Origin of the sequence: Vreelandella arcis, from assembly GCF_900103865.1 — a bacterium.
GTDB classification, from domain to species: Bacteria; Pseudomonadota; Gammaproteobacteria; order Pseudomonadales; family Halomonadaceae; genus Vreelandella; species Vreelandella arcis.
Genome location: NZ_FNII01000005.1, coordinates 1 through 26,348 on the forward strand (window position 1 = coordinate 1; position 26,348 = coordinate 26,348).

At 58.0% G+C, this 26,348-nt stretch carries 19 protein-coding genes; 6 read left to right on the plus strand and 13 right to left on the minus strand.

Annotated features, from left to right (window positions below):
* Positions 1-466: 466 nt before the first annotated feature.
* The 9 genes from BLR97_RS06790 to pilM form a co-directional block, all read right to left on the minus strand.
* Positions 467-1,885: an FAD-dependent oxidoreductase gene (locus BLR97_RS06790; protein WP_089703932.1), complete on the minus strand. Its 1,419-nt coding sequence runs from the start codon at positions 1,883-1,885 to the stop codon at positions 467-469.
* 34 nt (positions 1,886-1,919) lie between these two features.
* The gene (gene gltB / locus BLR97_RS06795) at positions 1,920-6,362 is read right to left on the minus strand and encodes a glutamate synthase large subunit (protein WP_089703936.1); all 4,443 of its coding nucleotides are present in this window, start codon (positions 6,360-6,362) and stop codon (positions 1,920-1,922) included.
* Positions 6,363-6,810: 448 nt separating this feature from the next.
* Positions 6,811-7,917: a 3-dehydroquinate synthase gene (gene aroB, locus BLR97_RS06800; RefSeq protein ID WP_089703939.1), complete on the minus strand. Its 1,107-nt coding sequence runs from the start codon at positions 7,915-7,917 to the stop codon at positions 6,811-6,813.
* On the minus strand, positions 7,914-8,477 hold the full coding sequence (aroK, locus tag BLR97_RS06805) for a shikimate kinase AroK (RefSeq protein WP_089703941.1): 564 nt from the start codon (positions 8,475-8,477) through the stop codon (positions 7,914-7,916). The genes aroB and aroK overlap by 4 nt, the downstream gene beginning before the upstream one ends.
* Entirely contained in the window at positions 8,477-10,516 is a 2,040-nt protein-coding gene (locus tag BLR97_RS06810) for a type IV pilus secretin PilQ (RefSeq protein ID WP_089703944.1), read from the minus strand. Before BLR97_RS06810 ends, aroK begins: the two co-directional genes overlap by 1 nt.
* Before the next feature lie 10 nt (positions 10,517-10,526).
* Positions 10,527-11,120: a pilus assembly protein PilP gene (locus BLR97_RS06815; protein ID WP_089703947.1), complete on the minus strand. Its 594-nt coding sequence runs from the start codon at positions 11,118-11,120 to the stop codon at positions 10,527-10,529.
* Complete coding sequence (locus BLR97_RS06820; protein WP_089703950.1) at positions 11,117-11,746, minus strand: type IV pilus inner membrane component PilO; 630 nt, start codon at positions 11,744-11,746, stop codon at positions 11,117-11,119. The genes BLR97_RS06815 and BLR97_RS06820 overlap by 4 nt, the downstream gene beginning before the upstream one ends.
* The gene (locus BLR97_RS06825) at positions 11,743-12,309 is read right to left on the minus strand and encodes a PilN domain-containing protein (protein ID WP_089703952.1); all 567 of its coding nucleotides are present in this window, start codon (positions 12,307-12,309) and stop codon (positions 11,743-11,745) included. The genes BLR97_RS06820 and BLR97_RS06825 overlap by 4 nt, the downstream gene beginning before the upstream one ends.
* On the minus strand, positions 12,306-13,367 hold the full coding sequence (pilM, locus tag BLR97_RS06830; RefSeq protein ID WP_089703954.1) for a type IV pilus assembly protein PilM: 1,062 nt from the start codon (positions 13,365-13,367) through the stop codon (positions 12,306-12,308). Before pilM ends, BLR97_RS06825 begins: the two co-directional genes overlap by 4 nt.
* A gap of 192 nt (positions 13,368-13,559) precedes the next feature.
* On the opposite strand from pilM, the gene BLR97_RS06835 reads away from it, so the two are divergent.
* A complete protein-coding gene (locus tag BLR97_RS06835; protein WP_089703957.1) occupies positions 13,560-16,091 on the plus strand; it encodes a penicillin-binding protein 1A in 2,532 nt (843 codons plus the stop codon).
* Positions 16,092-16,177: 86 nt separating this feature from the next.
* On the opposite strand, the gene BLR97_RS06840 is transcribed toward BLR97_RS06835, so the two are convergent.
* Genes BLR97_RS06840 through BLR97_RS06850 form a run of 3 tightly spaced genes read right to left on the minus strand, consistent with a single transcriptional unit; the run spans position 16,178 to position 19,751 of the window.
* Positions 16,178-18,187 (minus strand): TRAP transporter permease, encoded by a 2,010-nt coding sequence (locus tag BLR97_RS06840; RefSeq protein WP_089703960.1) that lies wholly within the window; start codon positions 18,185-18,187, stop codon positions 16,178-16,180.
* Between the two features lie 29 nt (positions 18,188-18,216).
* Complete coding sequence (locus tag BLR97_RS06845; RefSeq protein ID WP_089703963.1) at positions 18,217-18,771, minus strand: DUF1850 domain-containing protein; 555 nt, start codon at positions 18,769-18,771, stop codon at positions 18,217-18,219.
* Between the two features lie 20 nt (positions 18,772-18,791).
* Entirely contained in the window at positions 18,792-19,751 is a 960-nt protein-coding gene (locus tag BLR97_RS06850) for a TAXI family TRAP transporter solute-binding subunit (RefSeq protein ID WP_089703966.1), read from the minus strand.
* Between the two features lie 283 nt (positions 19,752-20,034).
* Here BLR97_RS06850 and BLR97_RS06855 point away from each other — a divergent pair, with 283 nt between their 5' ends.
* Complete coding sequence (locus tag BLR97_RS06855) at positions 20,035-20,781, plus strand: sulfite exporter TauE/SafE family protein (RefSeq protein ID WP_089703968.1); 747 nt, start codon at positions 20,035-20,037, stop codon at positions 20,779-20,781.
* A 15-nt stretch (positions 20,782-20,796) separates the two neighbouring features.
* On the opposite strand, the gene lhgO is transcribed toward BLR97_RS06855, so the two are convergent.
* Positions 20,797-21,993: an L-2-hydroxyglutarate oxidase gene (lhgO, locus tag BLR97_RS06860; protein ID WP_089703971.1), complete on the minus strand. Its 1,197-nt coding sequence runs from the start codon at positions 21,991-21,993 to the stop codon at positions 20,797-20,799.
* Between the two features lie 101 nt (positions 21,994-22,094).
* Here lhgO and csiR point away from each other — a divergent pair, with 101 nt between their 5' ends.
* The 4 genes from csiR (at position 22,095) to BLR97_RS06880 (ending at position 26,343) form a co-directional block, all read left to right on the plus strand.
* Positions 22,095-22,784 carry a DNA-binding transcriptional regulator CsiR gene (csiR, locus tag BLR97_RS06865; RefSeq protein WP_089703974.1) on the plus strand — a complete coding sequence of 230 codons (690 nt, stop codon included), beginning with the start codon at positions 22,095-22,097 and terminating at the stop codon, positions 22,782-22,784.
* A 131-nt stretch (positions 22,785-22,915) separates the two neighbouring features.
* Positions 22,916-24,094, plus strand: coding sequence for an acyl-CoA dehydrogenase (locus BLR97_RS06870; RefSeq protein WP_089703977.1), 1,179 nt, complete (start codon positions 22,916-22,918; stop codon positions 24,092-24,094).
* Positions 24,095-24,113: 19 nt separating this feature from the next.
* Entirely contained in the window at positions 24,114-25,328 is a 1,215-nt protein-coding gene (locus tag BLR97_RS06875) for a CaiB/BaiF CoA transferase family protein (protein WP_089703980.1), read from the plus strand.
* 223 nt (positions 25,329-25,551) lie between these two features.
* Entirely contained in the window at positions 25,552-26,343 is a 792-nt protein-coding gene (locus tag BLR97_RS06880) for an EAL domain-containing protein (RefSeq protein ID WP_089703983.1), read from the plus strand.
* The last annotated feature ends 5 nt before the right edge of the window (positions 26,344-26,348 follow it).

A 26,348-nucleotide genomic window follows, 5' to 3' on the forward strand; every position in this document is an offset into this window, starting at 1 on the left:
CTTCGCCAGTCTGCTTGATGAGCCAGTCGAGCAAACCTGGGTAGTCCTGATGGCGGTTGGGGAATACTTTCGTTTTGACTTTCCCCTTGCTTAGATCGCGCACCCACAGGCAATCAAGTTTCTGTTTGCTAACATCAATGCCGATATATGCCATCTCGTTGTCTCGCCTTGTTCGTACAGCCTCTTTCGTCGTGCGAAGGGCTTTGGATACCGTCCAAATTTACGAGATAAAAACCAGAAGGGGCCCATCTACAACACAGGGTCAATGCCCCTTAGGAGCCCAACGGGTTACCCTTCTGGCCAGAGAGAATGGTAGCTAATCATTCCCTCTTGAGAGACACAAGGAGCCCAATTCATTGGGCGATCAGCAATGATCAGAGCGCCGAGGGTAAACGCTGATAGACGGCCTGATCGCCCGACAAGTCGGGCTCCTTGTGTCTCTACAAGACCGGTGCTGGAATCCGGATTAAACGCCCAGGTAATCCAGCATGCCTTCTGCGGCCTGACGGCCTTCGTAGATGGCGGTGACCACTAGGTCGGAGCCGCGCACCATGTCGCCACCGGCAAAGATTTTCTCGTTGCTGGTTTGGAAGGCGTACTGGCCGTGCTCCGGTGCTTTCACCCGGTCGCGTTCGTCGACCTGGATATTGGCCGGATCAAACCACGGCGCGGGGCTTGCCTGGAAGCCAAACGCTACGACTACCGCATCGGCGGCGACGATCTCTTCCGAGCCCGGCACTACTTCAGGACGCTGGCGACCGTTTTCATCCGGCTCACCCAGACGCGTGCGTACCACCTTCACGCCTTCGACCTTGTCTTCTCCGACCACAGCCACCGGCTGACGGTTGAACAGAAACTCGACACCCTCTTCCCGGGCATTGGCAACCTCTTTACGCGACCCCGGCATGTTTCCCTCATCGCGGCGGTAGGCACAGGTCACGCTAGCCGCGCCCTGACGAATCGAGGTGCGGTTACAGTCCATGGCGGTATCGCCGCCGCCCAGCACCACCACACGCTTACCTTCCATCGAGATGTAGTCGTCGGGATTTTTTTCAAAGCCAAGGCAACGGTTGACGTTAGCAATCAGGAAGTCGAGCGCTTTATAAACCCCCGGCAAGTCTTCACCCGGGAAGCCGCCTTCCATGTACTTATAGGTGCCCATGCCCAGGAAGACCGCATCGTAGTCCTGGAGCAGCGTTTCAAACTCAATGTCGCTGCCAATTTCGGTATTGAGGCGGAATTCCACGCCCATCTCTTCAAATACCGCGCGACGGCGCTCCATGACGTTCTTTTCCAGCTTGAACTCGGGGATACCAAAGGTCAGCAGGCCGCCAATTTCCGGGTACTTGTCGAACACCACCGGCTTAACGCCGTTGCGCGCCAAAATATCCGCACAGCCAAGGCCCGCCGGGCCAGCACCGACAATCGCGACTTTTTTATCAGTCCATACCACCTTGGACATATCTGGCCGCCAGCCCATGGCAAAGGCGGTATCGGTGATGTACTTCTCTACCGAGCCGATGGTCACTGCACCAAAGCCATCGTTGAGCGTGCAGTCGCCTTCGCATAGCCGATCCTGCGGGCAAACGCGGCCACACACTTCGGGCAGCGAGTTGGTTTTGTGCGATAGCTCGGCGGCTTCAAGAATGTTGCCTTCCACCACCAGCTGTAGCCAGTTGGGAATGTAGTTATGCACCGGGCATTTCCACTCGCAGTACGGGTTGCCACAGTGCAGACAGCGATGCGCTTGGCTGGCCGCATCAGTCGGCTTGTACGGCTCGTAAATCTCGGCGAATTCTTTGGCACGCTTGCGCGCGTCTTTTTTCTCTGGGTCTTTACGACCCACATCGACAAACTGAAAGTCGTTATTCAAACGGTTGGCCATGATTTCTCTCCTGTCAGCGATAGGGGCAATACGGTTATTCCGGATGACGCCGAGACTGATCCAGCAGGCTACCCAAGCTGGCCGCTTTGGGTTTTACCAACCAGAAGTGGCGCGCGAAGTCGCTGAAATCTTCCAAAATAGCCGCCCCACGTGCCGATCCTGTCGCTGCAACGTAGGCCTCAATCATTTCGCGTAGGTGGCGACGATACGCCTCCATCGCTTCAGTGTTAACACGGTGAATCTCGACCAGCTCGTGGTTGTACTGATCCACAAAGGTGCGATCTTCATCCAGCACATAGGCAAACCCGCCGGTCATGCCCGCGCCAAAGTTAACGCCGGTTTCGCCCAGCACGCAGACCATACCGCCGGTCATGTACTCGCAGCAGTGGTCACCCGCGCCTTCAATCACCGCCGTGGCACCGGAGTTACGCACGCCGAAGCGCTCGCCCGCCGTGCCGGCAGCAAACAGCGTGCCGCCCGTCGCGCCGTACAAGCAGGTGTTACCGATAATGGCGGTTTTGTGGCTCTCAAACTCACTCATCTTGGGCGGCACAATGACGATACTGCCGCCGTTCATGCCCTTACCCACGTAGTCGTTGGCGTCGCCTTCGAGATACAGGTTCAGGCCACGGGCGTTCCACACCCCGAAGCTCTGCCCGGCGACGCCGGTAAAGCGAGCGGTGATCGGGGCCGCCTCCAGGCCTTCCTCACCGTAACGCTTGGCGATCGCCCCCGAGGTTAGCGCAGCCACACTGCGGTCGCAGTTGGTGATAGTAAAGTCGAACTCACCGCCAGTCTGATTGTCGATGGCGTCTTTTAGCGCTGCCAGCACTTCCTGGTTTTTGGCACCCGGGTCGTGAGGCACGTTACGACTAACGTTACAGAACTGCGGCGCATCTTTGGGCACGAAGTCGTTGGCCAGCAGCGGCGTCAAATCCAGCTTGCGCTGAGACGCAGTGTTGCCTTCCAGGACTTCCAACAGGTCGGTGCGGCCAATCAGGTCGGTGAGCTTGTTCACGCCCAGCATGGCCATCAGCTCACGCACCTCCTCGGCGATAAAGCGGAAGTAGTTTTTGACCATATCCACCGTGCCGCGGAAGTGTTCGCCGCGCAGGAAGTCATCCTGGGTGGCGACACCAGTGGCGCAGTTGTTCAAGTGGCAAATACGCAGGTACTTACAGCCAAGCGCCACCATGGGCGCGGTACCAAAGCCGAAGCTCTCGGCACCCAGAATCGCCGCCTTGACCACGTCGAGCCCGGTTTTTAGCCCGCCGTCGGTCTGCAGGCGAATCTTGTCGCGCAGGCCGTTGATACGCAGCGCCTGATGCACTTCCGGCAGGCCCAACTCCCATGGCGAACCGGCGTGCTTGATCGAGGTTAGCGGGCTGGCCGCGGTGCCGCCGTCGTAGCCGGACACGGTAATCAGGTCGGCGTAGGCCTTGGCCACCCCGGTGGCGATAGTGCCGATACCCGGCTCGGAGACCAGTTTCACCGAGACTTGAGCATCCGGATTGACCTGCTTAAGGTCAAAAATCAGCTGCGCCAGGTCTTCGATGGAGTAGATATCGTGGTGCGGCGGCGGTGAAATCAGCGTGACGCCGGGCACCGAATAACGCAGCCGGGCAATCAACTGATTGACCTTGCCGCCGGGCAACTGGCCGCCTTCGCCGGGCTTAGCGCCCTGGGCCACCTTGATCTGCAATACTTCCGCGTTGACCAGGTAATGCGGCGTCACGCCAAAGCGGCCGGAGGCAATCTGCTTGATCTTAGAGCTACGAATGGTGCCGTAGCGGGCCGGGTCTTCGCCGCCTTCGCCTGAGTTGGAGCGACCACCGGCTTCGTTCATCGCCTGGGCCAACGCCTCATGAGCTTCCGGCGACAGCGCGCCCAGCGACATGCCCGCGCTGTCAAAGCGTGGCAGCAACTCTTCTACCGGCTCGACGTCGTCCAGGGAAATCGGCGTTTCCGCGGGTTTGAGCGCCAGCAAGTCACGAATCGTCGCCACCGGCCGCTCGTTGACCAACTGGGCGAATTTTTTCCACTTCGCGTAGCTGCCTTCTTGAACGGCGGCCTGAAGCGTCATTACCACGTCGGGGTTGTAGGCGTGGTACTCATGACCATGCACGTATTTGAACATGCCGCCCTGGGAGATGCCCTTGCGGGGAATCCAGGCGTCTTTGGCGAGCAGTTCTTGCTGAAGCTGTAGTTCGGCAAACCCGGTGCCTTGAATACGCGAGGCCATACCCACGAAACAGGTATCCATCACTTCGTCGGCAAGCCCCACGGCTTCAAACAGCATCGAGCCACGGTAGGACGCCAGCGTCGAGATACCCATCTTGGAGAGAATCTTAAACAGGCCTTTCTGCAGACCTTTGCGGTAATTTTCCCGCCCGTCTGCCGGGTTGCCGGTCAGCTCGCCGGTGCGGTGCATATCCGCCATGACCTGATAGGCAAGCCACGGGTAAACCGCCGTGGCGCCGACGCCGAACAGCACCGCCATCTGATGAGCATCCCGCGCGTAGCCGGTTTCCACCACGATGTTGGCGTTGGGGCGCAGGGCCAGACGGCCCAGATGGGTATGCACCGCGCCCACCGCCAGGGCGGCCTGAATCGGCAGCAGCCCCTTGGTCAGGTCGGCATCGGAGAGCACCAGCACGACCTTGCCGGCCTGCACCTGGGCTTCCGCTTCCTGGCATAGCGCTGCCAGCGCTTGCTTGAGCGACTGCTGCTCGGGGTCATAGCCAAGCGATAGGGTGTGGCTGGCAAACGCCGGGTCGTCCTGGCTGACCAGCGCGGTAAACTTGCGCGGCGACAGTACCGGCGTGGTCAGAATCAGGCGATGGGCGTGCTCGGGTGTCGCCTTGAAGACGTTGAGCTCGGCGCCGCAACAGGTTTCCAGCGACATGACGATGGCTTCGCGCAGCGGGTCGATCGCCGGGTTGGTGACCTGGGCAAACTTCTGGCGGAAATAGTCGGTGAGCAGACGCGGGCGGCTGGACAGCACCGCCATCGGCGTATCGTCGCCCATGGAACCGACTGCCTCCTGACCGCTCTCAGCCAGTGGGCGCAGCACCTGGTCGCGTTCTTCGAAGCTGACCTGAAACATCTTCTGCTGCACGTTCAGCGCGTCGGTGCCCATGTTCTGGAACCGCGCCAACTCGGTGAGCGCCGATTCAAGGTAGCTGGCTTCCTGCTTCAACCAGCGCTTATACGGATACGCCGACTTCAAGCGGTCGTCGATATCCTGGGTATGCAGCACTTCACCGGTCTGGGTGTCTACCGCCAACATTTGGCCGGGGCCCACGCGACCTTTGGCCACCACGTCTTCGGGCTTGTAGTTGTAGGTGCCGATCTCGGAGGCCAGAGTGATGTAACCGTTTTTGGTCATTACCCAGCGCGCCGGGCGCAGGCCGTTGCGGTCGAGCATACACACTGCCTGGCGGCCGTCGGTCATCACCACGCCCGCCGGACCGTCCCACGGCTCCATGTGCATGGAGTTGTATTCGTAGAAGGCGCGCAGCTCGGCGTCCATGGTTTCTACGTTCTGCCAGGCTGGCGGCACCATCATGCGCACTGCCCGGTGCAGTTCCATACCACCGGTCAGCAGCACTTCCAGCATGTTATCCATGCTCGAGGAGTCAGAACCCGTGGTGTTGACGATTTCGTCCAGCTCGGCGATATCCGGCAGGCGTTCGTTAACGAAGTTGGCTTTGCGCGAGTTCGCCCACCCCCGGTTAGCTTCAATGGTGTTGATCTCACCGTTGTGGGCCAGCATCCGAAACGGCTGGGCAAGCGGCCAGCGCGGCTCGGTGTTGGTAGAAAAACGCTGGTGAAACACGCAAATAGCGGTTTCCAAACGTGGGTCGTTCAAGTCTTTATAGAAGGCCGGCAGGTCTTCCGGCATCACCAACCCTTTATACGACACCACCTCGGACGATAGCGACGCAACGTAAAAGTCCTGGTCATCGCGCATGGTCTGCTCGGCGCGGCGGCGCGCCATAAACAGGTCAACGTCAAAATGCTCGCCGCTACCCGGTTGAACGAATACCTGCTTGATGCGCGGTAGGCAATCAAGCGACATCGGCCCACACACGCTGGCATCGGTGGGCACGTCGCGCCAGCCGAGCACGTTTAAGCCACGCGCCTTTAACGCCTCTTCGAGGGTGTCACGTCCCCGCGTTGCCCGCGCGTCATCATCCGGCAGGAACACAACCCCGACAGCGAAACGCTCGCCAAGCTCGACGCCCAACGCATCGTTCGCCACGGTCTGCATGAAGTGAGTGGGCATCTTAAGCAGCAGCCCGCAGCCGTCGCCGGTTTTTCCGTCAGCGGCGATACCGCCCCGGTGAGTCATGCAGGTAAGTGACTCGATCGCAGTTTTCAACAAGTCGTGGCTGGCCTGCCCTTCCATGTGGGCAATCAGGCCGAAGCCGCAGTTGTCGCGAAACTCGCCGGGCTGGTGAAGACCTCTATTCATGGGCGTGCCTCTAGTCAGCGTGTTTTTTTGGTAGCGGGGTTGTGATAAAAAGGCGGGTTATTGATTTTTTGGGGAGTGGCAACCGGCCGTTTGTCGGCGGTGCCTGCCTTCGCTACCGTCAGAAAAATGGCCGATCAGCATAGCCATTTGCAGCGGCTTTGCGCAATCTTTCCGCACCCTTTCAACTGCTAAAAACCTCGCCAAATCTTGTAGTTGCACAACTGATCAATTAAAAAGTTGATATCCATCAACTACTTGCACAGAGCGGAAACGCTATTTTAACGAAAGGCGCTCAATACTAGACTTTAGTCGTATAAAGCGCTTTTTAGCCATGCCGATGCTGCATAAGGCATGCGGATTAACTAAATCGAAAACACTGACTCTCGCCCTAATAAAAACACCCCGCTTGGTCAAAGCGAGGTGTGCAACGAGGTTAACGCGTCATGGATTAGCGGCGTGGGTAGCAATCTATCAGGTTTTTCAATTGACTGGCGGGCACCGCATCGCTCACACAGGCATTGCCCAGCGATTCAAGCAACACAAGGCGCAACCGGGCGTCGATATTCTTTTTATCCAGCCGCATGCGGGCTAAAAAATCGTCGCTGGTCATGTTTGCCGGCGCATGGGTAGGCAAGTTGGCACTTTCGATTAGCGCGAGGCTTCGCGCTTGATCCGCCGTCGATATCCAGCCAAGCGCTTGAGAGAGCGTTGCGGCCATGGCCATCCCTGCCCCCACGGCTTCGCCGTGAAGCCAGTTGCCATACCCCTGGTGCGCTTCAATGGCGTGACCAAAGGTATGCCCCAAATTGAGCAGCGCGCGAACGCCTTGCTCGGTTTCATCCTCGGCCACGATATCGGCTTTGATTTGGCAGCTTTGGGCAATGGCGTCGGCGATCACGTCGGGGGCAACGGCTAACAGCGCGCTCATGTGCACTTCCAGCCAGTCTAAAAAGGCGGTATCGCGAATCAGACCGTACTTGATGACTTCCGCCAGGCCCGCCGATAGCTCGCGTGCAGGCAGCGTGGTGAGCGTATCGATATCCACCAGCACGGCTTTGGGCTGCCAAAACGCGCCGATCATATTTTTGCCCAGCGGGTGGTTCACCCCAGTCTTACCGCCCACGGAAGAATCGACCTGAGAGAGCAGCGTGGTGGGCACCTGGATAAACGCCACGCCGCGCTGATAAGCGGCAGCGGCATACCCCACCATGTCGCCGATCACACCGCCGCCTAGCGCCACCAGCGTGCAGCGGCGGTTAAAGCCCGCTTCCAACAACGCATCCCAAATACGGCTAACCTGCTCGATGGATTTGTACTGTTCACCATCGGGCAGTACCAGCGTGCGCACCTCCAGGTGGTCCGGCAGAGTGGCGCAAAGCTTGTCCAGATACAGCGGCGCGATGGCCTCATTAGTCACCACCATGACTTGCTGGCCCGCCAAATACGGCGTCAGCAGCTCGGCCTTGCCTAGCAGCCCGGTGCCAATATGGATCGGATAACTGCGCTCACCGAGCGCTACCTGAAGCGTACGCTGTACGCCGTCGACTGCGGTCATTGGGATACCTTATTAGACGAATGAGCGGTTTCAAGCGGATCGACCAGGCGCCGAACCCGGCGCAAAATCTCGTTCACCACTGCCCGCGGGCTACGCCGGTCGGTGCGCACGGTGATATCGGACGTGGCGCGATACAGTGGATCGCGTTGGGTGAACATATCATTCAGCACCTGCTCACGATTGGCACATTGCAGCAACGGGCGGTTACGGTCTTTCGCCGTACGCCTTAGCTGCTGGTCCACCGTGGTCAGCAGATACACCACCGTGCCGCGCTCGCGCAGCGCACGGCGATTTTCCTCGCGCAATACCGCGCCGCCGCCGGTAGCGACTACCACCGGCTGGCGCTGGGTCAGCTCGTCGATCATATGAACTTCGCGCTGGCGAAAGCCCTGCTCGCCTTCCACATCAAAAATCCACGGGATATCCGCCCCGCAGCGCGCTTGAATGGCGTGGTCGCTATCGAAAAAATCGCGCGACAGCTCGGCTGCAAGCAGCCGACCAATCGTGCTTTTGCCAGCCCCCATGGGACCAATCAGAAAAAGGTTGGGTAAATCCTGCATCAGCGAACCGTTAAGCCATCGTCAAGAAGTCGTGGTGTAATAAAGACTAACAACTCTACCTTTTCATTGCTCTCTTCGGTATAGCGAAACAGTCGACCTAGTAAAGGAATATCGCCAAGCAGTGGTGTTTTGGAAACTTGTCTTAGCTCTTCAGTCGTCAAAATACCCCCCAACACCACCGTTTGCCCGTTATCTACCAATACCTGGGTCTCGATCTCGTTGGTATCAATCGGCGGCTCACCGCCAAATTCGGATTCGCGGAAGCTGTCGTTGCGAATCAACAGATCCATGATAATACGGTTATCGGGGGTGATTTGCGGGGTCACCTCAAGGGATAACAACGCCTCTTTAAACTCGGTGTCCGGGTTATCGTTGCCGTCCACGCTTTGAAAGGCACGCTCTTCACCCTGACTGATGGTGGCGGTGCGCTGGTTAGCGGTAATGATTTTCGGCTGTGAAATCGTTTGGCTTTTACCTTCGCTTTCTAAGGCGCGCAGCTCAAGATCAAGCAATACGTCGCCTGCCAAATAGCCAAAGCTAAAGCCGGTTCCAGCGTCGGAGGTGTCGCCCAAATCCACCGCTAGTCCGCCCCGGGCGCGGTTTAAACCGTCGGGGTTAATATCCCGAGCGGTAAAGTTACCGTTATCGTTTTCCTGAAACCCGCGAGTGCTGGACGCGCCCCAGTTAACCCCCAACTCGCGGGAGGCGGTGTCGCGGGCAATCACGATGCGTGCTTCAATCTGCACCTGGCGAACAGCCACATCCAAACGATCCAGCGTGCCCCTAATATCGCGCACTTGATCCGCCGTGTCCTGAATCAACAGCGTGTTGGTTCGCTGGTCAACGCTGACCCGGCCACGCTCGGTGAGCAGGCCGAAGCCATCGCCGCCGCGCAGCAGCTGCGCTAGGTCTTCCGCACGGGCGTATTTCACTTCCACAAACTCGGTAACTAGCGGCGCCAGGGTTGCCTGCTGGTCGCGGGCTTGTAACTTTTGACGCTCCAGCTCGGCGAGTTCACTGGGCGGCGCGACCACAATCACATTGCCGTTTTTACGGCTGGAGAGACCCTGGCTCTGCAGGATCAAGTCTAACGCTTGATCCCAGGGGACATCGTTGAGGTTGAGCGTCACCCGCCCACTAACGCTGTCGCTGGCCACCAGGTTCAAACCGGTAAAGTCGGCTAACGTGGCCAGCACGGCACGCACTTCAATATCCTGGAAATTAAGGCTCAAGCGCTCGCCAGTATATTCTTCGCCTTGATCCATACGGGCCTGCTGGGGCGATTCGCTAACGGGCTGAACCTCTACCGTTAATTGCCCTCCCGACTGAGACGACACCATGGCATAGGGGCCATCGGTGGTAATCACCAGTTCGCTACCGCGCTGCCCTCGACGCGGGGTAATGCGCGTAATCGGCGTGGCAAAATCCGTCACGTCATAGACTTGGTTCAGCGCGTCAGGCACGGTGATTTGACCTAGATCGACGACGACTTCATTGCGCCCGCCTTCACGAACACGAGGATTCACACCGTCGCGATCAAAGGTCACCAATAAACGCCCCGCGCCGTCCTCGCCGCGCTGAAAATCGATGTCTTCCACCTGCGGCCCCTGCGCGGTTTCAAGGCCCTGGCCGGATGCCTCTTGCGGTTGATTGGGCGCTGCGAGGGTCACCGTGAGCCGATCGCCGGAAACCGACGAGCGGAACTGCCTCGGGGCCTCCAAGTCGAGAACCAAGCGCGTACGACCGCTGCCTTCCAACGCCGTTATGCGTTCGAGGCCCCCTTGATCAATCTGCATCCGCCGCTCGGCGAGGCCATTTTCAGCACCAGCCAAGTCCAGTGCCAAACGCGGTGGATTCGTTAACGGATAGCCATTGAGCTCAGGGACGTCGCCGCTGAAACGTAAATCCATCATTACCTCACCGCTTTCCGACTGGCGTACGTCCAGGTCGGTTAACACAGACGCCATCGCCCAGCAGGGAAATAGCGCCACTGCCAACAGCATGCCTTGCCGAAAACGGCTTACCAACGAGTCTGCCATGGGCCTCCATCTACCTTCTTTGGGTCGCTGGGTCATCATCAACGTCCCGGTCATCAGTTAGGCGCTCATCATCAATGGTGAGCGTGGCCGGACGCGACTGCCACCCGTTTTGCCGGGTGTAGACGCGCTCGGTGATACGGACTTTCTGGTCGGAGATAGCCGTGATGCGGCCATAATCGGTTCCTACATAGTTACCTTCCCGTACCGTCACCACCTCACCGTCGGGTGCGGCAACCATGGCAACATTACGCGTGCCCATCTGCAGCGTGCCAACTAATTGCAGTTCTTGCAGCGAAAATCGCTCCAGCGGTTCGGGAGAGCGCTGTTGATCGGGGGCGTTTTCACTTACCAACCGCTCGCCGGACGCGCTGTTAGGGATCGATTCGGGCGGCAAAAACGGGCTGCGCGCATTACTGTGCTGATAGCGTTGCGCAGGATACAGTGGCACATACGGGATCACCATGGCGGGCTCACCACTGGGCATTTGCCGGATATCGCTGAGCGTGGCCTCCAATTGTGTTAACGAAGGGTCTGCACAGCCGGTCAACAAGGCAAGCCCCGCTATTCCCACACACAGGGGCCATTGGCGGACGAGTCGCCTCATGGTGCATCCTCCCGATCACGGTAGGTGCGTGCCAACATTGAGAGGCGCAGCGTATCGCCATTGCTGTCTGCCCTTTCCAGGGCAAAATCATGCTGGGTCACCAACCGTGATAGCGAGGCCATATCGGCCACGAAACGGGCAATTTGATGAAAGTCGCCACGCACCTGAATATCCAGCGGCTGCTCCACATAGTGCGGCTGGGTGACCGTGGGGCGCAAACGAATGGTTTCGATGGTCAGCCGGTTATCGACCGCTGCGTCGCTGATGCTATCGAGCAACGAGGGAATTTCCGCATCGGTCGGCAGAATCGCCCTGAGACGTGCCATCTGGTCTTCAAGCGTGGCTAGCTGCTCGCGCATTTTGGGCAGTTGAACCGCTTCGCCCGCCTGTCGGCGATAATCGCTGAGTAAGCGCGACTCTTGCTGCTGAGCACTCACCAGTGCGGCGCGGCGCTCGCCGATCACCCACCACTCCATCACCAACAACGCGACGAGCAACGCCAACCCGCCACACAGTGCTTTGAGCAGCGACGGCCAGCCGCCAGCTTCTTTAACGTCCAGGTCGCGCCAATCGACCTCTCGAAGCTGTTGCCATTCATACGCCCAACGTTCTCGATTCCACATCACGGCTGCTCCCCGGCTAGCGGTGTCGCGAGCGCCGTTTGTTCAACCTCGAAACGGAACTGGCGGCCGTTGCCCTGGCCATCGCTCTCAACTTCTGACAACGATGGCACCCCCAGTGCCTGGGTATCGGCGACCCGGCGCAGCTGTTCTGACACTTGACGCTCACTGGTGGCGACGCCTTCTACGCTCACCTGTGCGCCGTTGCGCGAGACCCGCTGATAAACCACTCCGCCAGCCACGCTATCCGCCAGGGCATTAAATAACGCCACAGCGCTGGTGCGTTGCGTTTGCAGCGTCTGAAACACCACCAGTTGTTCGCCCAGCCGTAAAGCGTCGGCTTTATAACGTTGCAGCTCGCCGATATCCTCAGATAACTCGCGCGCCTGTGCTTCGATAAAGGCATTCCGCTGCTGCTGAGCGGCTACTTGAGTGGCATAGAATTTGGCAATCCCCCACCCTAGCGCCGCACCCACCAGCAATATCAACACCATGATGTGGTAAAACCGTCGCGTGCGTTGCTCGCGCTGTTGCTCCCGCCACGGCAGTAGGTTAATGGTAATGCTCATTGCCCTACCCTCATGGCTAAGCCGCCCGCGGTGAGCATGGCCGGTGCGTCATTGGTGAGTGCTTCAGCATCCAGTCGTTTATTAACCAACATGGACTGGAAGGGATTGGCGATGGTCACCGACATTCCGCTGTCTTCGGCGATACGCTCCGCAAGCCCGGGGATGACGCTCGACCCACCCGCCAACACAATGTGTTTTACCTCGTGCTGACGGCCCGCGGTGTAATACAGCTGCAGCGACCGCCCTACCTGCTGCACCACCGTTTCCAAAAACGGGTTCAACACGCTCGATTGATAGTCATCGGGCAGACCGCCGCGTTTTTTGGCAAATCCCGCCTCTTCCATGCTGAGCTGATAACGGTCGCGAATCGCATCGGTCAGTTGGCGGCCGCCAAACACGGTGTCGCGGCTGTACACAATGTGCCCACCGCGTACCACGTGAAACGCATTCATATTGGCGCCGATATCCACCAACCCTACGCAGGCGTCAGGGTCATCCCGTACGTGCAACTGGCGACGCAACATCTCGAATGAGCGCTCCATGGCAAAGGTTTCGACTTCCACCGCGGCAGGCTCAAGCCCCGCCCGCTCCAAGGTCTGGGTTAACTGGCTGACGTCCTGCTGACGGCAGGCGACGAGCACCACCTGTTGGCGCTCGTCGTCAAACGGCGACGGACCTAAACATTCAAAATCGAACGCCACTTCATTGAACGGGAATGGAATATGCCGGTCTGATTCGGCAATAATCCGTGCTTCAATGTCATCTTCGCTAAGCGATCGCGGAAAACTGAGCGTTTTGGTGATCGCCGCGCTGGCGGGCACGGCCACGGCGGCTTTACGCGTCGAGGGGCGGGCATGCTCTACCGCACGACTGAGGACATTGGCCACGTCGTCGATATCACGGATGCGGCGCTCAACAACTGCGCCTTCGCGCAGCGGGCGCACCGCATAGCTTTCGACTTGAAAGTTTTGATGAGCATATTTGAGCTCAAGCAGCTTGACGGTCGCCGACGTAATATCGACGCCGATCAACCCGTTACGGGGTTTGAGTAAGCGCATTATGGGTCCGGTGTCGCCTGCCAATCGCGTTGATCGAGGTTACATGATTTTGAGTGAAGTCTCACTCACGCGGCACCAGAGTACATCAACACTGGTGGTGGCCGCCTCGGCTTCCTATAATGGCAGCCAGTTGCGTGATACGGTCGTTTAGATACCGTCTCCTTTTTTTCATCCCATGGGTACTTTCCATTCATGACGTTTCTCCGCACCCTTATTGTGTCGCTGTTAGGTATTGTGGTTTCGCTGGTCGGTGTCGTGGCGCTGGGCGTTGTCGGTGCTGCTATCTACTTTGCCCCCGGCCTCCCCGACGTTCGCCAGCTGCAAAATTTTGAATTGCATACCCCGCTACGTATTTATACGCGCGATGAACGATTGATCGGCGAATTTGGCGAAGAACGGCGTACCGAAATTGACTTCGACGCGATTCCCGCCGAAATGATCGACGCATTGACCGCCGCTGAAGATGCCAGATTTTTCGAACACCAGGGCGTGGCGCCGCGTGCTTTAGCTCGCGCATCGTTGGAATTAATCCGTAGCGGCGGGACGATTCAGTCCGGCGGCTCCACCATTACCATGCAGGTAGCACGTAACTATCTGCTCACGCTGGATCAAACCTTTACCCGTAAGATTCGCGAAATTCTGCTGGCCTTGCAGATGGAGCAATTGTTAAACAAAGAAGAAATTTTAGAACTCTATGTTAACAAAATCTTTTTAGGTAACCGGGCGTACGGAATTGCGGCAGCGGCCGACACCTATTACGACAAACCCCTCGACGAACTAACGCTTGCGCAAACCGCGATGATCGCTGGCCTGCCCAAAGCGCCCTCGGCGTTTAACCCGCTGGCTAACTCTGAGCGTTCGTTGATTCGCCGCAACTGGATTCTGTTCCGTATGCGCGAGCTGGAGCTCATCGATAACGAGGCTTATCTCGAGGCGGTTCAAGAGCCGGTGACAGCACGCCGACACTTCACCCAACCCGAAGTCGATGCGTCTTACGTCGCCGAAATGGCACGCCAATACGCGATCGACCGCTTCGGGGATGACGCCTATACCGGCGGCTACCGCATTTACACCACTATCGACAGCGAGTTGCAGCCCACCGCACGCCGCGCCTTGGCCGACGGACTCATCGCCTACGACCGGCGTCATGGCTGGCGGGGTCCAGAAGAACAGGACATAGCCGCGAGCTTGGTAGAAGCCCAGGAAGAAACCGCGACCCAGGGGCTTGAGGAAGAGCTTTCCGAATCCCCGGAGATTCGCCAAACCGCTCGTCAAGCGGCCGAACGCAGCCAAACCAACGTTGAAGGGATCGAGGGGGACGTCAGTAACTGGGTTCAGGTACTCGAACGCACGCCGAGCTACGGCCTGTTGGAGCCCGCGATTGTGGTCGAAAGCAGCGGGCAGGAAATGCAGGTACTCGTCGACGGCGAACTACGCCGCATTCCCTGGGAAGGTCTGAGCTGGGCACGCCCTTACCAATCCCCGCGCAGCCGAGGCGCCGAACCCAGTTCGGCGAGCGAGATTGCCACCCGGGGCGACTTGGTTAGGGTGGTTGAAGATGAGGAGGGCCAGTTGCGCTTGTCGCAACGGCCCGACGCAGAAGGTTCACTGGTCGCCCAGGATCCGCGCACCGGTGCCATCTTAGCGTTGCAAGGCGGCTTTGATTTCAACGCCAGCAAATTCAATCGCGCGGTTCAGGCTCAGCGCCAGGCGGGCTCTATCTTCAAGCCGTTCATTTACCTGGCCGCGCTTGAAGACGGCGAAATGAACGCCGCAAGTGTGGTCAACGACGCCCCCGTGGTCATGGATGACGGTAGCGACACCTTATGGCGCCCGGTTAATTCGAGCCTCGACTTCAATGGCCCTATGCGCTTACGTCCGGCGCTGGCCCGCTCACGCAACCTGGTCACCATCCGCGTACTGCAAAGCATGGGGCTTAATTACACCCTGGAATACCTGAAAGGATTCGGCTTTGCCGAAGGCCGTCTACCCCACGGTTTGTCGCTGGCGCTGGGCAGTGCCAGCCTCACACCGCTGGAAATGACCAATGCTTACTCAGTGCTTTCCAACGGCGGCTTCCAGGTTTCGCCGTGGTTTATCCAGCGCGTTGCCCGCGATGGCGATAGCGAAGAGAAAACACTCGACGAAGCCAGCCCTCAGGTGGCTTGCCGCGAATGCGATGACGACCAGGAGACGGTGGAGATTGATGGCCACGAGTACCCCATCGCGCCCCGAGTTGCCGACCCAGCGGCCTTATATATTCTGCGCGACATGATGCGTGACGTTATTGAGACGGGAACCGGGCGTGCGGCATTGAGCCTCGGGCGCGACGATATCGTCGGCAAAACCGGCACCACCAATAGTCAGCGGGACGCGTGGTTTGCGGGCTTTAACGACGACCTGGTGACCACCGTCTGGGTAGGCAAAGACAGTAACGAAACCATCTCGGAATATGGTTCTCAGGCCGCGCTACCTATTTGGATCGACTTTATGGGACAGGCCCTGGAAGGAACCCCGCCGGCAATTCCCGAGCGCCCCGATACGGTGGTCACCGCGCAAATTGATCCCAACAGCGGGCGTCGCCTGCGCGACGGTCAGTCCGGCGGCATCACGGAGTTTTTCCACCAGGATCACCTGCCCGACTATCAAGCCCAACAGATTAGCCGCGAGCTGGAAGAAGCCAGCGGCTCACAGGGCTCAGGTACCGCCGAGTCGATTTTCTAACGCACCAATACGCTGCAAGACAAAAGGCCTGGCAATATGCCAGGCCTTTTTTATGCTCCACGTCGGTTCCTTAGCCAGTCGCCAGACTAAACCGCGACGGCAGATTCCCGCCGGTTGGCTAGCCAGTTGGCGATAATCGCCACGCTCATGACCACTACCCCGGCGACTTCCGCCATCAGGTTCGGGTAGAACACGCCAACGATCGCGATGCTGATGGCAATGCGCGACAGCCACCCCATGCGGGTGAACAGATAGCCTTCCAGCGCGGCAGCAAAGGCACACAGCGCCAGCAGGGCAATCACCGCGTTCCAGATCACCAACGGTACCGGTCCGCCCACGATGATCTCTGGATTGAAGACCATGAACAGCGGAATCAGGTACAAGCCCTTGGCAAACTTCCACGACTGGAAGCTGGTTTCCATGGGTTTGCTACCGGCAATGGCGGCCCCAGCGAAACCAGCAAGCGCAATAGGTGGCGTCACATTAGAGTCCTGGGAGTACCAGAACACCACCAGATGGGCCACCAGCAGCGGAATGCCGAATTCTGTCGTCAGCGCCGGGCCGACCAGCACGATGAGCACGATATAGCTGGCGGTGACCGGCAGCCCCATGCCCAGCACCAGGCTTGCCAACAGAACCATGATCAGCGCGAGCACGATATTACCACCGGAAAACGCCATCATCATCGACGAGAACTTAAGCCCCAGGCCGGTAAGCCCGACAATGCCCACGATGATCCCCGCAACAGCACAGGCCATGGAGACGGCGACGGCATTGCGCGCCCCCAACTCCAGCCCTTCCACCAGTTTCTTGAATCCAGCAGCGGCCAACTCCTTGATGCTATGGGCCGTCACGGTTTCACCCTGGCGAGGCGCCACAAAGAAGAACCACAGCACATAACGCAACACGGCCACAGCCACCATGGTGACGACCGCATAAAAGCCGACGCGACTGGGCGACATGCTCATCGCCAACAGCCATACCAGAACGCCCAGTGGCAACAGGAAGTGCCAACCATCCTTCATCACCTGGCGCATCTTGGGCAGCTCACTTCTGGACATGCCCTGCATGCCTTGCTTAAGCGCAATAATGTGTACAAACAGATAGACCGTCGCAAAATACATTATCGCGGGCAAAATACTGATCTTTACAATATCCAGATACGGCGTATTGGTATATTCGGCAATCAAAAACGCGCCAGCCCCCATCAGCGGCGGCATGATCTGCCCCCCTGTGGAAGCTGCCGCTTCGATACCACCGGCCTGCTTGGGCTTATAGCCCAAGCGCTTCATGAGCGGAATGGTAAAGGCACCAGTGGTCACCACGTTGGCAATCGCACTGCCTGAAATAGAGCCCATGCCAGCAGACGCCAATACCGCTGCCTTGGCAGGCCCACCACGCTGGCGACCGGTCGCCGCGTAAGCCATGTCGATAAAGAACCGGCCGGCGCCGGTGCTTTCCAGAAAAGCGCCAAACAGCACGAAAATAAAGATATAGGTCGCAGCGACGCCCAAGGGCAGTCCGAAAATGCCCTCCTGGCCAAGATAGAGCTGACCAGCAATACGATCAAAGCTATAGCCCCGATGCCCCAAAATGCCGGGCAGCCACTCCCCCAGCCAGGCCAGATCACCGCGCGGCCCCGCCATCGCATAGAGAATAGCGATGAGACCAATCATGGTCATGCTAAGGCCGACAGCTCGGCGGCTCGCCTCCAGCACGGTCACAGTGGCGATGCAGGCTACTGTAATATCGGTCTGCGACCAGAAACCGGCGCGATTGATGATCTCGTCGAGAAACAGCACAAGATAGCCGCCGGTAATCAGCGCGCCGGTGAAAAACACCGCATCAAGCGCCCAGCCAACAATACCTCTGGGGCGCCCACCGCCAAACACCGGGAACATTAAAAATGCCAGCATCATGATCAGTGACAGGTGAATGCTGCGCTGATAGAAAAGCCCCAGCGGCTGAATACCCGCCGAGTAAAGTTGAAACAGTGAAAGCCCTACCGCCACGATGGTAATGCACCACAACACAGCGCGTGGCTGAACCACGTTGCCGCCGGGCATTACCACCGAGGGTTGATTGGATTCGCTCATGAAGTCCTCGTCAGACGATATCTGGCTTATTAGTTGTTAGCGCTGGAGTGCGCCGTGTTGGTCAGGTGCAGCGTTACCCGTTCACCCGCTGCTCGACGGCTTAGGCTGAAGCTTTGCGTCTCTCCATCGCGCTGCCATACCAAACGGTGGTCCACGGCGGGCGACCCGACACGCAAAACGTATTGGTTACCGGGTACCGGTTCATCGATGTGTTCGATCCAATAGCCCCCCTGACCATCGGAAACCTGTTCTCCACGGCCGTAGATATGCCCCAGGCCAGCGGCAAAATCCGGCTGATGGCTGCGCTCTAGCAGCATGTCACCCGCGTGGTTACGGTAGCAGTCCAGTACCGCAAATTTTTCCACCGAGTGGTGCCACTGCATACACCAGCGCGCGCCTTCGGGCATCGCCGTTTGGAAAAGTTGTTCACCCTGCTCGTTGGTCACCACCAGGAACTCAGACGCATTAGCCGGAGCAGAGGAAGCCTCCGCTCCGGCTAATGGTGAGGATACTAGCGCCAGCACAAACAGTGCTGGCGCTAACCACCCGGTCAATATCCAAGGCAGGCGTCGTTGCTGATACATAATGAGCGCCTGCTGAAGAATTAGGGACGTAAATGATCCGGAATATCGGCGTCAATTTCTTCGAAATAGCGGATCGCCCCAGGGTGCAGCGGTACTGGTGTGGACTCCATGGTGAACTCGACGGTAGTGTCGTTAGCGGCTGGGTGTACCGCAATCAGCTCATCGGTATTTTCAAACAATAGCTGAGTTAACTGATACGCCAAGTCCTCGTCCATATCAGCGTTGACCACGAGTACGTTGGGAATGCCGATAGTTTGAACCGCTTCGTCCATGCCTTCGTAGAGACCTTCTTGAAGCTGATAGGGCGCGAATACTTCCACTTCTTCCCGCGCGTTGGCAACTTCTTCATCGGAAAGGCCGATGATGCGAATGTCACGCGTGGTCGCCAGGTTCATGATCGAGCTGGTCGGCGGCCCAACGCTCCAGAAACCGGCATCAATATCGCCGTCACGGATGGCATCGGCGGTTTCATTGAAGTTCAACCGCTGGGGGTCGAAATCGTCGTAGCTCATGCCGTTGGCTTCAAGCAAAGCGCGCGCGTTCAGCTCGGTACCGCTGCCCGGTGCGCCCACGGAGACCCGCTTGCCTTCCAGATCCGAAAGCGACTCAACGTCGGAATCAGCCAGGGTGACCAGCTGCACGGCATTAGGGTAAACCGAGGCAAGGGCACGAGTATTTTCGATCTGGCGGCCTTCAAAGTCGCCTGAGCCGTTGTAGGCCTGATAGACCGTGTCGGCCAATGCCAGGGCCATATCGGCATCGCCGCGCATGATCAGGCCCATGTTTTCAACCGAGGCGCCGGTCACTTCGGCGGTCGCCTGAGCGCCTTCAATATGGTTGTTGATCATTTCGGCGAAACCCCCGCCGATGGGGTAATACACGCCGCCGGTGCCGCCGGTGGCAATAGACAACTGTTGGGCGCTGGCCGGCAGTGCAACGGCCAGCAGTGACGCCGCAGCGGCTTTGGTAAGAATGCGCATAAGCATTTCCTCCGTCCTGTTTGGACTTATAGGTATGGTTGGCGATAAGGAGGTCGTACATTCAGCTTCCGTTTATGGGGAAGCAGTATCAATGAAATTAGCATGCCTTAGCCTTGAGATGCCAATAACTTGATGTTACCGCTCAAACTCTACCTAGCTTCCTCAGCATCGTTAACAATACGCTAAGGTGCGCTTACCTTACGATGCTAATATGCTCTTGGGCTACGTTTCTGGAGGAGGTCACTATGCAGTCCGTTCTACACCCGACTACCGGGGGCTACGTATGATGCTTTGGGAGGCCGCTGCGCTGGTGGCGATCGGCATTTTGGCCGGGTTTATTAATGTGCTATCCGCAGGCGGCTCTATGCTGGCCCTGCCGCTTTTAATGTTTCTTGGGTTACCTACCCAGGTGGCCAACGGCACCAACCGCGTGGCGATTGTACTGCAGAGCGTCTCGGCGATTGGCAATTTTATGCGCGCGGGGGCATCGCATATTGGCCTGAGCCTGCGCCTGTCGGTACCGGCCGTCATCGGCTCGCTGGTGGGTGCTTGGCTGGCTTTGCAGGTGAGCGATGCCCTGTTCGAAGCCATTCTGATTGCCGTCATGGCCGGTTCAGCATTGTTAATGCTGCTTCCCCAACCCAAGCTGGATACCCGCCCGCTCACCACTGAGCGACTGACGCCGGTCATTTACCTCGCCATGTTCGCGATTGGCGTTTACGGCGGGTTTATTCAAGTGGGCGTTGGGGTGCTGTTTATCATCGTGCTGTACCGCATGCTGAAAATCGACCTGGCCCAGGTCAACGTCTTCAAGGTGCTGATTATTCTGGTTTATAGCATCCCCGCCCTGGCGATGTTTATGTGGTTTGACCAGGTGCGCTGGAGCTATGGGTTGCTACTGGCACTGGGCAGCATGACCGGCGCCTGGCTGGCGGTAAAGGTCAACATGAGCCCACGGGGTGCCATGTGGATCAAATACCTGACGCTTGTCATGATCGCCGCGATCTTGCTGCGGCTACTGCTCGGTTAATCGGCCTGCGTCGGGTTATTCGAGCAACAGCGCCTGAACCTGCTTCACGATATGCGCGCCGATCGGTAACGCGGAGGTGGCCGCCGGTGACGGTGCGTTGCCCACATTCAACGTGCGGCGGGTATTAACGAACAGGAAGTCATCCACCAGCTTGCCGTCGTTAGATACCGCCTGGGCTCGCACGCCTGCCGGATGCGGCAGCAAGTCCTCGTCGGTGAGGCTGGGGCAGTACTTGCGCACCAGCTCAAGATAGCCGCGTTTATAAAGCGAGTTTTTCATCTCAATAATCCCCGGGCGCAGGTGTTTACCCAAGACTTTTAGTATTCCCGGATGGGTAAACATGTGGCCCATATCGCTAAGCGACACGTCCCGCTTACGGTAGCCTTCGCGCTTTAATGCCAGCACCGCGTTGGGCCCCACGGTCACGCTGCCGTCGATCATGCGGGTCAAATGCACGCCGAGAAACGGCATCGCCGGGTCGGGAATGGGGTAAATCAGGTGGTTAACAATCTGGTTATGCTGCGAAGAGAGCTTGTAATACTCACCGCGGAATGGGCAAATCGTGAAGTCGGGTTTTTGCCCCAATAAGCGGATCACTTTGTCGGCCATCAGCCCCGAACACGACACCAGATAGCGGCAGGTCAGGCGCTCAAGAGAGGTCGTCACGACGACCTCCTGGCGGCGCTCTTCCAATGCCGTCACCTCAGCACCATATCGGATTTCACCGCCGAGGCGTTCGAACGTTGCCGCCATGGCACGGGTCACTTCGGCGTAATCGACAATACCGCTAGACGGCACGTAAATACCCGCCACCCCGGTTATGTTGGGTTCGCGCTCACGCAGCGCACCGGCATCAAGCCATTCACGTTCCAGCCCGTTGGCAGCTGTGCGCTCCCATAACGCCTCCATGCGCTGCTTTTCGACGTCGTCGGTGGCGACCAATAACTTGCCGCAGATGCGGTAGTCAATGCCGTGCTGATCGCAAAACTCGCGAGTGGCGCGGTTACCTTCAAGGCAAAATTGGGCTTTTAAGCTGCCCGGCGTGTAATACACCCCAGCATGAATCACGCCGCTGTTGTGGCCCGTCTGGTGCTGAGCGGGGCCATCTTCTTTTTCGACCACCAATAGGCGTTTATCAGGATAGGTCTGCTGAAGCTGCATTGCCGTGGACATACCGAGGATGCCGCCGCCGATAATGATAAAGTCCCACATCAATTACGTCCTCTATGCCAAATTGATAACATTTTTGCATAATAGTCATTATTCTTTGGGTATCACGTTTTATCCAGCCGACACTAGGGAGCCACCCCGTCATGGAGCCAGACGCGCCGCGTCAGAATTTAGCCATTCGCGCCTACCGTGAACTTAAGCACGATATTATCCGCGGCCGCTATGCACCTGAACAAAAGTTGCTGATGAGTCGCCTGAAAGAGTATTACGGCGCAAGCACCGGCCCGCTGCGCGAGGCACTTTCGCAGCTGGTCGCTGACCGTTTGGTGGTCGCCATCAGCCAACGCGGTTATCGCGTGGCTCCTATGTCGCTTGCTGAACTCAACGATATTTACGACGCCCGCGCTCAGCTTGAGGGGCTCATTCTACGACTGGCCATCGAACGCGGCGACGACGACTGGGAAGCCTCGGTCGTCGCTACGGCGCACCGCCTGGCCAAAGTCACCGACGTTAGCTCGCCGGATGACTTACTCGATGACTGGGATCTCCGCCATAAGGACTTCCACACCGCCATCGCCAGTGGCTGCAACTCGCCCCACTTACTGCAAATGCGCGACACCCTGTTCAACCAAGTCGAGCGCTACCGCCATCTATGGCTTCAGGAAACCGTTATGTCCCCCCAGGCGTTAGCGCAAAAGCGCCAGGAACATGCAGCCTTGGTCGAGGTTATCCTCGCCCGGGACGCGGATCGAGCGTCTGCCCTGATGCGCGACCATTTAATGACCCCGGTGCCGATCATTACCCGCGTACTGCAGGCGCGGGGCATCGATTAAATTCTGCGTTTTAAAAAAATGTAGATATTTTAAAAGAACGGCGATACATTGACGGTAGCGTAAATTCGACTGCCTCGTTATTGCCGTGGTCGCTTGCGGGCGTCTACGGAACTGCACCAAGGAGTTCTGCCATGACACATTTCAACTGGGACGACCCGCTGCTACTGGAATATCAACTGAGCGACGAAGAGCGGCAAATTCGCGATGCCGCCCACGACTACTGCCAGGAAAAGCTTCAGCCGCGGGTGCTCAGCGCCTTTCGTGAAGAGCGCTTTGATCGCGAGATCATGACCGAAATGGGCGAGCTTGGCCTCCTTGGGGCCACTGTTTCACCTGACTACGGCGGTGCGGGCGTTAACCACGTCGCCTATGGTTTGATTGCCCGTGAGGTTGAACGCGTCGACTCCGGCTATCGCTCGGCCATGAGCGTGCAGTCGTCGCTGGTCATGCACCCCATCGAAGCCTACGGCTCCGAAGAACAAAAGCACAAATACCTGCCTAAGCTGGCCAGCGGCGAGATGGTCGGCTGCTTCGGCTTGACCGAGCCCGACCACGGCTCGGATCCCGGCTCGATGATTACCCGGGCGGAAAAAGTCGACGGCGGCTACCGCATGACCGGCGCCAAAATGTGGATTACCAATAGCCCGATTGCCGATATCGCCGTGGTCTGGGCCAAGTCATCGGCCCACGACGACCAGATCAAAGGGTTCATCGTAGAGCGCGGCACCGAAGGGTTCTCCACTCCTAAAATCGAAGGCAAGGTATCGCTACGCGCGTCGATTACCGGCGAGATCGTGCTGGATAACGCCTTTGTGCCTGAAGACAACCTGCTACCCAACGTCAGCGGCCTTAAAGGCCCCTTCGGCTGTTTGAACAAAGCCCGTTATGGCATCGCTTGGGGCGTAATGGGCACCTCTGAATTCTGTTGGCACGCCGCCCGCCAGTACACCCTGGATCGCAAGCAGTTTGGGCGCCCACTGGCAGCCAACCAGCTCATCCAGAAAAAACTCGCCGATATGCAGACCGAGATCACGCTGGGTCTGCAAGCCGCATTGCAAGTCGGTCGCCTAATGGATAGCGGCAACTGGGCACCGGAAATGGTCTCGTTGATCAAACGCAATAACTGCGGCAAGGCGCTGGATATCGCCCGCCAATCTCGCGATATGCACGGCGGCAACGGTGTCTCCGACGAATACGGCGTTATTCGCCATATGGTTAACCTGGAGTCGGTCAACACCTACGAAGGCACCCACGACGTGCATGCGTTAATTCTGGGGCGTACCCAAACCGGCATTCAGGCGTTCTTTTGAACGTCCCGAAGGAATCACGATGAGCACACCGTCCAAGCCACTGGCAGGCATTAAAGTCCTCGACATCTCCAGGGTGCTGGCGGGCCCGTGGTGCGGGCAAATGCTCGCGGACATGGGCGCCGATGTGATCAAAATTGAGCGCCCCGGCTGCGGCGACGATACCCGCCACTGGGGACCGCCGTGGCTATCGGACAGTGCAGAATCCGCCTACTACCTGTGCACCAACCGCGGCAAGCGCTCGGTCACGGTGGATATGGCCAAGCCCGAAGGCCAGGCGCTCATCAAGCAGCTGGTGGCTGAATCAGATGTACTGTTGGAAAACTTTAAAGTCGGCGGCTTAAAACGCTATGGCTTGGATTACTTAAGCCTAAAGGCGCTGAACCCCAAACTGATTTACTGCTCGATTACCGGCTTCGGTCAGGAAAGCCCTTACGCCCACCGGGCGGGTTACGATTTCATGATCCAAGCCATGGGCGGGATCATGAGCCTAACCGGCAAACCCGACGACGAGCCCGGCGGCGGACCGGTCAAAAGCGGCGTGGCGTTTACTGATATTTTCACCGGGCTATACGCGGCCAATGCGGTGCTGGCGGCGCTTTACCAGCGCCGCGACACGGGCATTGGCTGCCACATTGATATGGCGCTGATGGACGTTCAGGTGGGCGTGCTGGCCAACCAAGCGCTCAACTATTTAACCTCGGGCCAAGTGCCCCAGCGCATGGGCAACGCCCACCCCAACATCGTGCCCTATCAGGCCTTTACCACGGCGGATGGCCATATGATTGTCGCCGTGGGTAACGACGACCAGTTCCGGCGATTTTGCCAGGTACTTTCATTACCTAGCCTGGCCGAGGATGCGCGCTTTGCCACCAACGGAGCGCGCGTTCTGCACCGCGACCAGTTGGTACCGCTATTAGAGGCAGCGCTTGCCCAGCGTGGCACCGATGACTGGCTTGCCGAGTTTGAGGCCGTGGGTGTTCCCTGCGGCCCAATCAATACGCTAGACCGTGTCTTCGACGACGCACACGTTAAAGCACGCGGCCTGAAGCAGACATTGCCCCACGCCCAGTCGGGCCACGTCGACTTAGTGGCTAACCCCATCCGCATGAACGGCGAATCGTTAAGCGCCACCACGGCACCGCCAACCCTAGGTGAGCACACCGACGATGTGCTCACCGATATAGGTGTTACCGCTGAGCAACGCCAAGCACTGCGCGATGCAGGCATTATTTAGCCACATTGACTCCTTGCCGCCTCAATGCTGTTCTCACTATTCCAGCGCCTCTTGGGGCGCTTTTTTGGCTAAACACGCTAAACGCAGGAAAATCTATACAAAACATGTACAAACAAGTTGCGACTGGCTAGAATAGCATAAGGGTAATTGGGCAACCCATTTTTAAAATTTAATAACATAATGCTTGTCTCGCGATTGGTGAGCAAAAGCATCAGGAGTCAAAATGAGTCAGTGTGCTCGAGTTAACGGGAGCTGCAAACGCTGCGAAGGCGATCTACCTTTCGACTTTACGATGGCTTTTCAACCCATCGTGGATGTGTCACTCGCCAAGGTTTATGCTTATGAGGCACTGGTGCGTGGCCCAAAAGGGGAATCCGCTTGGAGCGTGATTTCGCAGGTCACCGATGAGCTTATGTACCGCTTCGACCAAGCCTGCCGGGTAAAAGCCATCGAAATGGCCAGCGCACTGGATATGCAAACGGATCTCTCGATCAACTTCTTGCCCAACGCCGTGTACGAACCCGAAGCGTGTATACAAGCAACGCTAGAAGTGTCCAAGCGCGTCGGCTGGCCAGCGAATCGGCTTATTTTTGAGATTACTGAAACCGAGCGCGTACGCGACCGTCAGCACCTGTGCAATATTATTGATGCCTACCGTTCCATGGGTTTTACGACCGCCCTGGATGACTTTGGCAATGGTTATGCAAACCTGGATCTTTTAACCGATCTCGCGCCCGATAACATCAAAATTGACCGCGAATTGATCATGGGCTGTGATCAACATAGTCGGCGCCAAGCGCTGCTACGATCCATCGTCCTGTTGGCGGAAAACCTGGACATTAAACTGATTGCCGAAGGCGTTGAGACCCACGCTGAAGCCTTATGGTTAGCGCGTGAAGGCATCCCTTGCCAACAGGGGTTTTACTACGCACGTCCTGCTGTCAACACGTTGGGCGACGACCTGACCCAACACCTCGTCACTCTGCGCAATGAAGCGTGGCAGTCAAGCAGCTAGGTACC